The organism is Pseudomonas sp. MD195_PC81_125 (assembly GCF_014060985.1).
In the GTDB taxonomy this organism is placed as follows: Bacteria; Pseudomonadota; Gammaproteobacteria; order Pseudomonadales; family Pseudomonadaceae; genus Aquipseudomonas; species Aquipseudomonas parakoreensis.
Genome location: NZ_JABULD010000485.1, coordinates 1 through 12,637 on the forward strand (window position 1 = coordinate 1; position 12,637 = coordinate 12,637).

Below are 12,637 nucleotides of genomic sequence, written 5' to 3' on the forward strand. Positions count from 1 at the left end.
GAGGTTAAACATCGAAATGCCCGGATGGGGAGTAGTGAGATTCGTAGCTTCTTGGGCGGTAGGCACAAGGATGATCGCGGGCTGTATGTCAGCACTGGAGGGTTCACCAAGGAGGCGCTTTATGAGGGAGAGAGGGCCCATGTCCATCTGACAATGTGGACGTTAGATGAACTGGCTCGCACATTGATGGCCCATTACCCGGCTACCGATCCTGAGACTAAACGATTGGTGCCGTTGAGCTATTTTTACATGCCTGCGTAAAAAAACATCGTTGGCCGAAAAAAAACGGGTGCTGATTTGAAATTTCCAAAATCAGCGACCGAATCGCAGGCACAAAAAAAGACGTCCATGGACGTCTTTTTTCGTTTAAGTTTGGTGGAGCCGGGGGGATTTGAACCCCCGTCCGCCAGTGCTCCGCTGTCGGTACTACATGCGTAGCCGTGTCTATTAAGTTAACCCTCAGCGACCCGACGGGCAGGGTGCTTTGGGCGAGTTGTGTAAGTTTTAGCCGCTTCGTCCACAACGTACTGCACGGCGATTCTGTTCTATATGACAATCATTTCGGGTTTACAGACATCCCCTGATGATTGCTGGGCCCGAAGGCACCAGGAGTGCATGTCAGCTGCAATTAAGCAGCGAGAGCAGCACCGTATTGGTCGTCATTGGCAACTATAAGAAGTTGCAACAGTGGATTTACGACTTCTGTTACCAAGTCGGCATGCACCTAAAGTTTCGTCACCGGCGTCGAATCCTAATCGGCCCCGAACTCATTGCCTCGTACATCAGGTGAGGCAACAAGCCTGTGCAGTGTACGCCAAACGGCCGGCAAGGCCAACCCGAAGGTTGGCCGAGGCCTTGAATCAGTTGTTGGTGCCGGTGGATTTACGCAGTTCTATGATGGTTTGCGAGGTTTCCGCTACGCAGTCATCAATCTTGCCCTGGGCTTTCAGCGCCTGTGCCTTGCTCACACTGGCTTCGGCACGCTGACTGAGTTCCGGGTTCGCTGACAGCTGCCCCTTGGCGTTGTTGATGGTCTGGATATTGGCATCGCACAGGTCGGCGGGTTTGTCGGCGGCGAACGAGGTGGAGGCCATCATCGAGGCAGTAACGAACAGACCTAACAGTACAGAACGTTTCATGTGTATCTCCTTGAACTGAGGGATCCAGACTGCGCTGGCCGTCAGGACGGGCAACCGATGGGAGGAAAAGCCCCGTTTTCCGGGGCCTGTTCTGTGGACTACGGTCGCACGCAAGGGTTCTATTTTTCTTCAGCAGGCCTTGGCCCGGGTCACTCGATCCACCAGATAGACCAGTCCGTGATAGTCGATGCCGCCGTGTTGCGTCAGGCCGATCTCACAGGTGCGGCTGGTGGAAATCCCCTCGCTGCAATGCTGCACTGCATCCTTGAGGGTGCGCAGCGAATGACTGTTCAGCTCCGGCGTGGTGAAGCCCTTGTCACCGGCAAACCCGCAGCAGTGAATGCCTTCGGGGATAACCACGGTCTTGCTGCATTTGCGCGCCAGATCGATCAGCGCCTGGCTCTCGCCCAGATGCTGGGTGCTGCAGGTCACGTGAACCGCAATCGGTGCGTCCTGCGGTGTGAAGTCCAAGCGATCGAGAAGATGCGTACGGATGAAGCGCACCGGGTCGTACAGATCCAGGCGAACATTTCCCACGTCCTGCACCAGGCGCAAGGTGCAGGGGCTGGTGTCGCAATAGATCGGATCGAGCCCGCCACGACTGGCATGGAGGAGGGCGCTGATCAGTTCTTGGCGTTTGTGTTCGGCCTGCTCGGCGTAGCCCTTGGAGGCAAACGGCTGACCGCAGCAGAGGTTGTCCTGATTGTCCGGGATCACCACTTGGTAACCGGCCTTTTCCAGTAGGCCACGGGTTTTGTCGTACAGCGACATTTGCTCTTTGTCACCCGCCGCCGGACCCATCACCCGCGATACGCACGCCGCCAGATACACCACCCGCGGGCGCTCATCCGACACACTCGGGTTGAAGCGAATGGCTTTTTCCGGCTGCGGCATCGCGTTGGTCCACAGCGGCACCTGGCCTTTGGACAGACGCGTCAGGCTCGCCGACAGCTTCGCCAGACGCGGTGCGCCAAGCAGCATCCGTGCGCCGTTGGCCACATGCAGGGTGAAACGTGCGCCTTGCAGAGTCTTGGCGAAATTTCCTTCGATCCAGTCAGCGGTTTTCTGATGCGTCGCGTGGCGGCCACGAAGCTTTTTCACCAGCTCGCCGGTATTGATGCCCACAGGGCAACGCTGAGCGCACAAGCCAGTCGCGGCGCAGGTTTCAATGCCTTGGTACTCGTAGGCTTGTTCCAGCTCGGTGGTGTCAACGCCGGCGCGCTTCTTCGCCTGAATGTCACGCCAGATCACGATGCGCTGGCGCGGGCTGAGGGTAAGGCCTTTCGACGGGCAGACCGGTTCGCAGAAGCCGCACTCGATGCATTTATCAACAATCTCGTCAGCCGCCGGCAGCGGCTTGAGGTGTTTGAGGTGGATCTGCGGATCTTCGCTGAGCACCACGTCCGGGTTGAGGATGCCGTTGGGGTCGAGCAGGCGTTTGAGCTGCCACATCAACTGATAGGCATCGCTGCCCCATTCCAGCTCAACGAACGGCGCCATATTGCGCCCGGTGCCGTGTTCAGCCTTCAGCGAACCGCCGAACTCCACCGCCACCAGTTGCGCGACGTCGTCCATGAACGCTTGATAGCGTGCGACTTCTTCCGGACTGTTGAAGCCTTGGGTGAAGACGAAGTGCAGATTTCCCTCCAGCGCGTGTCCGAAAAGGATCGCTTCGTCGTAGGCATGTTTGTCGAACAGCTCGATCAGGCGGTTGACGCCGATCGCCAGTTGCTCGACCGGGAAGGTTACGTCTTCGATGATCACCGTGGTGCCGGTTTTACGCACGGCACCGACGGCGGGAAAGGTGTCCTTGCGGATCGCCCAGAGTTTGGCGTTCTCGGCCGGGTCTTCAGTGAAGTCGACCTGTTTTTCCACCGGGAAACGGGTCAGCGAAGCCATGATCTGCGCCAGTTGTTCCTGCAGCAATGTGGAAGAGGCGGCGCGGGATTCGATCAGCAGCGCGCAGGCATTGTTCGACAGGTGTTGTACGAAATCCGGCATGCCCGGTTTGTCCTGCACCGAACGCAGACTGCGTCGGTCCAGCAGTTCCACCGCCGACACTGGTTGGCTTTTCAGCACGGTGACCGCGTTGCAGCAGGTTTCCACATCCGGGAACACAATCAGTGCCGAGGCCTTGTTCGGGTGGTCGATCACCGTGTCGTAGGTCACCGCACTGATGAAACCGAGCGTGCCTTCGGAGCCGACCAGCAGGTGGCTCAAGATATCCACAGGCTCGTCGAAATCCACCAAGGCGTTGAGTGACAGGCCGGTGGTATTTTTCAGACGGTATTTGTGGCGAATTCTCGCCGCCAGTTCGGCATTGGCGCGGGTCTCGCGGCCCAACGTCGCCAAGCGCTCCAGCAGATCGCTGTGGCTGACGCGGAAAGCGGCGACGCTGGCGGCGTTTTCGGTGTCGAGACGGCTGCCGTCGGCCAGTACCAGACGAATTCCGGCGAGTGTGTGATAGGTATTTTGCGCGGTGCCGCAGCACATGCCGCTGGCGTTGTTGGCGACGATACCGCCGATTTTACAGGCGTTGATCGACGCCGGATCCGGGCCGATCTTGCGCCCGAACGGGGCCAGCCACGCGTTGGCCTGCGCGCCAATCACGCCCGGCTGCAGGCGGATTTGCAGGCCCTGATCGCGAATCTCACGAGCGTTCCAGTTATCCCCCAGCACAATCAGCACCGAATCGCTGATCGCTTGCCCGGACAAACTGGTGCCGGCGGCGCGGAAGGTCACCGGGACTTGATCGCGCTGGGCCAGTTTCAGCAGCGCGACCACTTCGTCTTCGGACTCGACGCGGATCACCAGTTTGGGAATCAGCCGATAAAAACTGGCGTCGGTGCCGAAGGCCAAGGTCGACAGCGGATCGTCGAAACGGCGATCCGCAGGAATCAGTTGCTGTGCATCACGCAGGAAATTCACCGGAAGCGTCATTGGTCCTCCAGGATCAGTACCACCAGATCTTTCGGGCCGTGGGCGCCGTAGGCCAGCACTTGTTCGATGTCGGCGGTTTTCGACGGACCGGACACCAGCAGCGCATTGGTCGGCATGCCTTGGGCCCACTCGAACTCCTGCTGCACCTGATAGAAGTTGTCGCGAATTTCGCTGGCCTTGAGCAGGGCGAAATGCACCGGCGGCACCAGGCTCATCAATCGCGGCTCTTCAAGAGTGGGCCAGAGAATCAGGCTGCCGGTGGCGGCGATGGCGCCGAGGGTGCCGGTGAGGCTGGCCGGGGTGTCGTTGAACAGCTCGGCTTTCCACTCCTCCATCGGGCGGTTGTAGGACTTCAGCGTCGGCAGATCAGGGTTGTTCGCCCAGTGTTGTGAGATGCGCTGACCGTGAGGCGTCGTCGGTGCGATCAGCAGGCTTGGCAGTTGACGGTCACGCAGCAATTGCGCGAGCAGCGCCGGCCAGTCTGCGCCGGTGGTCAGATGGATTTCGGTGTGTACCGCTTCCATCAGTTTGCGCAGTTGCGGGATGCGTTGCTCGGCGCTGTAGGTGTAAGGCTGGGTCACCAGATCGACGTCGAAGTCGTCGGCAATCGGTGTGGCGCCGGTCAGACTTTTCCGTAATTTGGCGAGGATATTTTGCTTGGCGCTCATCAGCGGTCTCCCTGTTTGGCCAGATGCTCGCGGGCCATGTCGTGCAGTGAGCGGGCGGCGGGTTTCGGTGCGCTGTGGTTTTGCGTCCATGGCCCGACATTGCTCGGGGTCAGGGCGCGCAGGCGCGTGGCGAAGAACCCAAACAACCGATACAGCGTCGGCGAGCTGTTGAGTTTCGCCCAGGCATTCCAGATGAAGCGTTCCTTGCGCGAATACTTGCTGCCCTGGCCGCGCATCACTTGATGCGGACTGTCCGGGGCTTTGACGTTCTCTTCGCGTAGGCGGCGCAGCAGTGCGGGAATAGGAATTTTCACCGGGCACACTTCACCGCAGGCACCGCACAGCGACGAGGCGCTCGGGTGATCCGGGACTTTCGCCAGACCGACCATGTGCGGGGTGATGATTTTGCCGATCGGTCCCGGATAAACCTCGCCGTAAGTGTGACCACCGACGCGGGTGTAGACCGGGCAATGGTTCATGCACGCGCCACAGCGGATGCAGTTCAGGGTCTGGCGCAGTTCGCTGTCGGCGAAGGCCTGGCTGCGACCGTTGTCGAGCAGGACCAGATGCACTTCCTGCGGGCCGTCGAGTTCATGTTCCTTGCGCGGGCCGGAGATCATGTTGACGTAAGTAGTGATCGGAATGCCCAGCGCCGAGCGGGTCAGCAGCGACAACAGCGGCACCACGTCGCGCAGGTTTTCCACGACCTTTTCGATGCCGGTGACGGCGATGTGCACCGGCGGTACGGTGGTGGTCATGCGCCCGTTGCCTTCGTTTTCCACCAGCAGCAGGGTGCCGGTTTCGGCCACGGCGAAGTTGACGCCGGAAACGCCGATGTCCGCTTCGAAGAATTTCTGCCGCAGGACTCTGCGACCGATCTGAATGAGTTGGTCAACGTCCTTGGTGTACTCCACGCCAAGTTTGTCGTGGAACAAGGACGCGACCTGACCGGCATTCTTGTGGATCGCCGGCATAATGATGTGTGAAGGCTTCTCGTGGTCGAGCTGGACGATGTATTCCCCCATGTCGGACTCCAGGCATTCAACACCTTGAGCCTCGAGGAAATGGTTCATCTCCATCTCTTCGCTGACCATCGATTTGCCCTTGATCACTTGCCGCGCCTCGTGAGCGCGGATGATCGAAAGGACGATGCCATTGGCTTCGTCCACCGTTTCCGCCCAGTGCACTGTCACACCGTTGCGGGTCAGGTTCTGTTCCAGTTGCTCGAGCAGGTCGGGCAACTTGGAGAGCGCACGCGCCCTGATCGAGTTGCCCAGGGCACGCAAGTGTTCTCTTTCGTGGGCATCGCTGAACGCCGCTGCCCGCTTGGTCATCAGTGAATCCATGGCAGTACGGAAGTTGTTCCGTAACTGCTGATCACCCAAGGCGTTGTGCGCCCGGGTGCGGAAGTCTTCTTCTACGGCAACCGTAGGAATAATCGTCGAGGTGCTCATTGCGCACCTCCGGTTCGTTGCCACAGAAAGCTGGCGAGATGTTGCCCGCGCAGCGCTTCTTTTTGTTTCTCCAATGCGCCGTTGATGTTCATCAAACAGCCACAGTCGGCGCTCAACACTTTGTGTGCGCCGGAATCCTTCAACGCTTTGGTCTTGTCAGCCACCATCGCGCCGGAAATGTCTGGCATACGGACGCTGAATGTCCCACCGAAGCCACAGCATTCGCTTTCGTGATCGTGGTTGACCCGTTCCACGTTGCTCAACTGCGCCAACAGCTCGCGGCCGTGCAGGTGGGTGTTCATTTCGCGACGTGCCGAACACGAGGTGTGCAGCGCCACTTTGACCGGTTCGCCGCTGTCCTTGAGCTGCACCTTGCAGACGAACAGCAGGAACTCGGCCAGTTCATAGGTGCGGGCCGCGAGGGCCTGTACCTGTTTCAGCGTTGCCGGCTCGTCCTTGAACAAGTCGGCGTAATGCTCACGCAGCATCCCCGCGCAGGAACCCGACGGCACCACCACCGGATAATCCCCGGCAAACAACGCCAGCTGAGCGCGCGCGACCGTCCGCGCCTGCTCGGTGTAACCCGAGGTATAGGCCGGTTGCCCGCAGCAGCTCTGCCCTTGCGGGTACTCGACGCGGATGCCTTCGCGCTCCAGCAAATGGATCGCGTCCATCCCGGCTTCGGGGTAGAACAGGTCGACCACGCACGTGCCGAACAGGTAGACCCGCGACGGTTTCTCGCTGGGGTACTGCCGAGGTTCGGGCAGTGGCGGTGCGACGCGCGTGGCGTTGGGCACAGCGTTGTAAAAAAGCTCGCTCATCAGGCGTGTCTCCGGGTGGGCCCGGTTATCCGTCTGTGGCGGCTGCTGAATATAAAGCGCCTTGCTTTCAGCAGCCTTACAGACCGGGTGGTGAGTTGCTGACGCCGGAATCACGAACCGGCGTCGGTTATTTCCGTTTTGTTTATAGGATCAGTGCACCAGCATGCCGGTGAACCAGTAGGCCTGGGCCAGCGTGATCAGGCCGACGATCGTGGCAAAGAATAGGCTGTGCTTGAGGGTGAAGCGGAACAGATCCGATTCCTTGCCGACCAGGCCGGTCGCGGCGCAGGCCACGGCGATCGATTGTGGCGAGATCATCTTGCCGGTCACACCGCCACTGGTATTGGCAGCTACCAGCAAGGTGTCGTTGACGCCGATCTGGTGTGCGGTGGTCGCCTGCAGCGAACTGAACAGCGCGTTGGACGAAGTATCGGAACCGGTGAGGAACACGCCCAGCCAGCCGAGGAACGGCGAGAAGAACGGGAAGGCTGCGCCGGTCGCGGCCAGGACCAGCGCCATGGTCGAAGACATCCCCGAGTAGTTGGTGACGAAGGCGAAGGCCAGCACCATGCCGATCGACAGAATAGGCCAGCGCAGTTCGTAGAAGGTCTCTCTCAAAGTGGTCAGACCAGTTTTGAAGTTGATCTTCAGCACCAGCATCGAGATCAATGCCGAGAAGAAGATCGCTGTGCCGGTCGCGGAAATCGGGTCGAGTTTGAACACCGCCGGAATCGCAGTCGGTGTGGCCACGATCGGCGCGGTCTTGATCACCAGTTGATCCAGGTGCGGGATGGCGAAGTTGAATACCCAGGCGTACATCGAACCGCCAGCGGCGAACATGGCTTTGAAGGGTTTCAGCGTCCAGATGGTTACCAGCACGGTAAGAATCAGGAACGGCGACCAGGCGATGAAAATTTCCCAGAGGCTGTAGGGCGACGCCACGGTGCTGCGCTTCTGGCCGAAACCGCCAGCGCTGGCGGTTACCACCGAGGCCGACACGGCGCCGGCGATGTGCTGACCGGCGGCGCGTTTTGGTTGCCAGACTTTGAGGAACAGGGTCAGGGAAATCAGGCTGGCCAGGGCCGAGGTGATGTCTGGCAGCTCCGGGCCGATGAAGTTCGAAGTGAAGTACTGAGTCACGGCGAAGCTCAGGCCTGCAACCAGCGCTGCCGGCCAAGTCTCACGCACGCCGCGCAGGCCGTCCATCATGAACACCAGCCAGAACGGCACGAACAGCGAGAGCAGCGGCAGTTGGCGACCGGTCATGGCGCCGATCTTGAACGCGTCGATGCCAGTCACCTGACCGGCCACGATGATCGGAATCCCCAGTGCGCCGAACGCCACCGGCGCGGTGTTGGCAATCAGGCACAGGCCGGCGGCGTACAGCGGGTTGAACCCGAGACCGACCAGCAGCGCGGCGGTAATGGCCACTGGCGCGCCGAAACCGGCGGCACCTTCGAGGAACGCACCGAAGCAGAAGCCGATCAGCAACACCTGCAGGCGCTGGTCGTCAGTGATCGACAGCACCGAACTGCGAATGACCTCGAACTGACCACTCTTGACCGTCAGTTTGTAGAGGAACACCGCCGCAACGATGATCCAGGCAATCGGCCACAGACCATAGGCAAAGCCGTATCCGGCAGCGGCGAAAGCCATGTCGACCGGCATGTGGAAGGCGAAAATCGCCACGGCAATCGACAGGGCGAGCGTGATGCTGCCGGCCACATGACCCTTGAGGCGGAACACCGCCAGAGCCAGGAAGAAGAAAACGATGGGAATGACGGCCGCGAGTGCGGAGACGCCGAGACTGCCGAGCGGGGTATAGAGCTGTTGCCAGGTTTGCATATGGGGTGGCCCCTAATTGTTGTTGGTCAGGCACTGTCAGCGTTTTTGGTTAATTGGTAATACCAATTTACAATCGCTGTTGGCTAGGGTAAAAGCCTTGATGTCGGTGTGTCAATTTGTCGCCCTGAAACTTTTGTCGAATAAGCGGTGCAGAAGGCATCTGATCCGCTCGGGCAAATGTGCTCTGACAGGTGTCGGCGGGGCGCCGATAGGCCAGAATAGAGAGCCCGGCGAGCGGTCGGGATCGTGGAGAAATGAGTTATGGGGTTTGATCAGATTCGTCAGCGCCGTTTGTCTGACGATATTGTCGAGCGCCTCGAGGGGATGATCCTCGAGGGCACGCTGAAGTCCGGCGAGCGGCTTCCGGCTGAGCGCACCTTGGCCGAGCAGTTCGGCGTGTCGCGTCCGTCATTGCGCGAAGCGATTCAGAAACTGGCGGCCAAGGGCTTGCTGGTCAGTCGCCAGGGCGGCGGCAATTACGTGGTGGAAACCCTCGGATCGACCTTCAGCGATCCCCTGCTATTGCTGCTGGAGAGCAACCCCGAAGCGCAGCGCGACTTGCTGGAGTTTCGGCATACTCTGGAGGCATCGTGTGCCTATTACGCAGCATTGCGCGCTACGGATGTGGATCGTGAGCGCCTGACCGCAGCGTTCAACGAGCTGCAGGATTGCTACACCCGGCATGACGAAGTGAGCCGGGTGGAAGAGGGCGCGGCGGACGCGAAGTTTCACCTGGCGATAGCCGAAGCCAGCCACAACGCGGTGCTGCTGCACACCATTCGCGGGCTTTTCGATTTGCTCAAGCGCAACGTGGTGACCAACATCGGCGGTATGTACAAACAACGCACGGAAACCCGCGACATGCTGATCTCTCAGCACCGGGAGCTGTATCTGGCGATTATCGAAGGGCGTGCGGAGCAGGCGCGGGAGGTTTCCAGTCGGCACATTTTGTATGTGCAAGAGGTGCTGGAAGAGGTGCGGCAGGAAGTTCAGCGCATGGCTCGGGCGGAACGGCGCAAGGGAATGTAGTTTTTAGAAGCAAAAAGATCGCAGCCTTTCGGCAGCTCCTACAGAGTGATGGGTCAGAGGGCGTCGCGCGAGGGCTTGCCGTCTACCAGCCGTTGAATGCGCAACGGGTTGGCGTTTTTCAGTGGTTCGGGCAGCAAGAAATCCGGGTAGTTCTGAAAGCATACCGGGCGCAGGAACCGATCGATTGCCAGCGTCCCCACCGAGGTACCGCGCGCATCGGAAGTCGCCGGATACGGCCCGCCATGCACCATCGAATCACACACCTCCACACCCGTTGGATAACCATTGAGCAGAATCCGTCCGACTTTCTGTTCGAGCAGCGGCGTCAGTTCCGGGAAGTGTTCGAAGTCGGCCTGCTCGCCGATCATCGTCGCCGTCAGTTGCCCGTGCAGGCCCGACAGCGCCGCGCTGAGTTCGGCCTTGTCCGCCACTTCGACGATCACCGTGGTCGGGCCGAACACTTCTTCCTGCAGCACTTCATCGCCGTTGATCAACAGGCTGACATCGGCCTTGAACAGTTGTGGCTGCGCCTGATTGCCCTGTTGCGGATTACCCGCCAGATGCTCGATGCCGGAATGCGCCAGCAACTTTTGCAGACCCTTGCCGTAGCTGCCGAGGGTGCCGGCGTTGAGCATGGTTTGCGCCGGTTGGTCGCCAATCAGCCCGGCGACTTGCTGGACGAAGGCGCTGAACTGCGGCGAGCGAATACCAATGACCAAACCCGGGTTGGTACAGAACTGACCGCAGCCTTGCACCACGGAGGCGGTCAGGTCGCGGGCGATGGCCTGCGAGCGCTCAGCCAAGGCTTGAGGCAGAACGATCACCGGGTTGATGCTCGACATTTCGGCGAACACCGGGATCGGTTGCGGCCGTGCCGCGGCCATGTCGCACAGTGCGCGGCCGCCCTTCAGCGAACCGGTGAAACCAACCGCCTGAATCGCCGGATGCTTGACCAGCCATTCGCCAACGCCAGCGCCGTAAATCATGTTGAACACGCCTGCTGGCATCGCGGTTTTTTCCGCCGCGCGAATCAGTGCCTCGGCCACACATTCAGCGGTTGCCATATGACCTGAATGCGCCTTGAACACCACCGGGCAACCGGCGGCCAGCGCGGCAGCGGTATCGCCGCCCGCTGTAGAAAAAGCCAGCGGAAAGTTGCTCGCACCGAACACTGCCACCGGGCCGAGGCCGATGCGGTACTGACGCAGATCCGGACGCGGTAAAGGCTGGCGTTCCGGCAGCGGCAGATCGATTCGCGCGCCGTAGAAATCACCGCGCCGCAGGACTTTGGCAAACAGGCGCATCTGCCCGCTGGTGCGCCCGCGCTCGCCCTGAATGCGTGCGGCAGGCAGCGCGGTTTCACGGCAGACCAACGCTACGAAATCATCATCCAGCGCATCCAGTTCGTCGGCAATCGCGTCGAGAAATTGCGCGCGGCGTTCGGCGCTGAGGCTGCGATAGGCCGGGTACGCTGCGGCGGCGGCTTTGGCGGCGGCATCGACTTCGGCTTCAGTCGCTTGAATGAATGCGTACGGCAGCTGTTCGCCGGTGGTTGCGTCGACGCTGTGCAGTGTCACGTCGCCCGCTGCGCTGCGCTGTCCGCCAATGAAGTTGTGTCCAAGAATCTGCGTCATGGGAGCTCCTTAAAGGGTGCCGATGCTGTCCGGTTGAAAGGCCGCTGCTGCCGGCGCGATGCCGTTGACCAGCGGTGCGCCGAATTCGGCCTGGCTGATTTCAAACTGATCGCCCGGTTGGGTACGAACGCCATCGGCGAACGACAGGGTCGCAGTGCCGAAGAAGTGAATGTGCACGTCGCCCGGGCGCAGGAACTGGCGGTATTTGAAATGGTGGTATTCAAGGTTGGCGAGGCTGTGGCACATGTTGGCCTCGCCGCTGAGGAATTCGTTCTGCCACAGCACTTCGCCGTTACGCAGGATGCGACTGCTGCCAGCCAGATGTTGCGGCAGTTCACCGGTACGCAGTTCCGGGCCGTAGCTGCAACTGCGCAGTTTCGAGTGGGCCAGGTACAGGTAATTCTTGCGCTCCATGACGTGATCGGAGAACTCGTTACCCACGGCGAAACCGAGGCGATAGGGTTTGCCGTCGTGGCCAATGACGTAAAGGCCGGCCATCTCCGGTTCCTCGCCGGCATCCTCGGCAAACGGCGGCAACGGGAATGCCTCACCCGGACGCACGACGATGCTGCCGTCGCCCTTGTAGAACCATTCCGGCTGCACGCCCGCCTGCCCCGCCGCTGGTTTTCCGCCCTCCACGCCCCCATTTGAAGATGCGCATGGTGTCGGTCATTTGCGCTTCGTCGCCGGCCTGCTGGTGCATCTTGTCCCGCGCCGAGGCGCTGCCCAGGTGCGTGAGGCCGGTGCCGCTGACCAGCAGGTGCGCCGGGTCCGGATGATCCAGCGGCGGCAGGATGCGCCGGTCTTTGAGCAACTGCGCATAGTCATGACCGATGCCCAGGCCGTGGGTTTGTACTTGCTGCTCCAGAGTGCCGCCGGCTTCGATGGCGGCCAGCGCGAGATCGCGTACGCTACGGGCGTCCTGCACTTCGCGGATCAGCCCGTTGTCGACCACGCCGACGCGGCGCTCGCCGTTGATCAATTCGAATTGAACCAGATGCATAAATTTCTCCTGTAAACAAAACTTCGAAACACTGCAAAACCCTGTGGGAGCTGGCTTGCCAGCGATAGCAATCTGTCAGATACCGCTATGTTGGATGTGCCGCC

9 protein-coding genes, 1 other RNA gene and 1 pseudogene are annotated in these 12,637 nt (G+C 60.5%); 2 read left to right on the plus strand and 9 right to left on the minus strand.

Features of this window, described 5'->3' with window-relative positions; translation table 11 throughout:
* A partial coding sequence (locus HT737_RS19630) for a restriction endonuclease (protein WP_182403784.1) occupies positions 1-261 on the plus strand: 261 nt, incomplete at its 5' end.
* A 112-nt stretch (positions 262-373) separates the two neighbouring features.
* Here HT737_RS19630 and ssrA read toward each other — a convergent pair.
* The 7 genes from ssrA to HT737_RS19665 all read right to left on the minus strand — a co-directional run bounded on the left by ssrA (position 374) and on the right by HT737_RS19665 (position 8,867).
* Positions 374-763, minus strand: a transfer-messenger RNA (tmRNA) gene (ssrA, locus tag HT737_RS19635).
* Positions 764-860: 97 nt separating this feature from the next.
* On the minus strand, positions 861-1,139 hold the full coding sequence (locus tag HT737_RS19640; protein WP_007961392.1) for a hypothetical protein: 279 nt from the start codon (positions 1,137-1,139) through the stop codon (positions 861-863).
* Between the two features lie 129 nt (positions 1,140-1,268).
* The gene (locus HT737_RS19645; RefSeq protein WP_182403786.1) at positions 1,269-4,079 is read right to left on the minus strand and encodes an FAD-binding and (Fe-S)-binding domain-containing protein; all 2,811 of its coding nucleotides are present in this window, start codon (positions 4,077-4,079) and stop codon (positions 1,269-1,271) included.
* On the minus strand, positions 4,076-4,747 hold the full coding sequence (locus HT737_RS19650; RefSeq protein ID WP_182403788.1) for a lactate utilization protein: 672 nt from the start codon (positions 4,745-4,747) through the stop codon (positions 4,076-4,078). Before HT737_RS19650 ends, HT737_RS19645 begins: the two co-directional genes overlap by 4 nt.
* Positions 4,747-6,201, minus strand: coding sequence for a LutB/LldF family L-lactate oxidation iron-sulfur protein (locus HT737_RS19655; protein ID WP_003221499.1), 1,455 nt, complete (start codon positions 6,199-6,201; stop codon positions 4,747-4,749). The genes HT737_RS19650 and HT737_RS19655 overlap by 1 nt, the downstream gene beginning before the upstream one ends.
* Positions 6,198-7,022 carry a (Fe-S)-binding protein gene (locus HT737_RS19660; RefSeq protein WP_182403790.1) on the minus strand — a complete coding sequence of 275 codons (825 nt, stop codon included), beginning with the start codon at positions 7,020-7,022 and terminating at the stop codon, positions 6,198-6,200. The genes HT737_RS19655 and HT737_RS19660 overlap by 4 nt, the downstream gene beginning before the upstream one ends.
* Before the next feature lie 150 nt (positions 7,023-7,172).
* The gene (locus tag HT737_RS19665) at positions 7,173-8,867 is read right to left on the minus strand and encodes a lactate permease LctP family transporter (RefSeq protein WP_121183642.1); all 1,695 of its coding nucleotides are present in this window, start codon (positions 8,865-8,867) and stop codon (positions 7,173-7,175) included.
* A gap of 261 nt (positions 8,868-9,128) precedes the next feature.
* On the opposite strand from HT737_RS19665, the gene HT737_RS19670 reads away from it, so the two are divergent.
* Positions 9,129-9,896, plus strand: coding sequence for an FCD domain-containing protein (locus tag HT737_RS19670; protein ID WP_041066759.1), 768 nt, complete (start codon positions 9,129-9,131; stop codon positions 9,894-9,896).
* 53 nt (positions 9,897-9,949) lie between these two features.
* Here HT737_RS19670 and HT737_RS19675 read toward each other — a convergent pair whose 3' ends face one another.
* Entirely contained in the window at positions 9,950-11,530 is a 1,581-nt protein-coding gene (locus HT737_RS19675) for an aldehyde dehydrogenase (NADP(+)) (protein WP_182403791.1), read from the minus strand.
* A 9-nt stretch (positions 11,531-11,539) separates the two neighbouring features.
* Positions 11,540-12,533 (minus strand): annotated as a pseudogene (araD1, locus tag HT737_RS19680) (AraD1 family protein).
* Between the last annotated feature and the right edge of the window lie 104 nt (positions 12,534-12,637).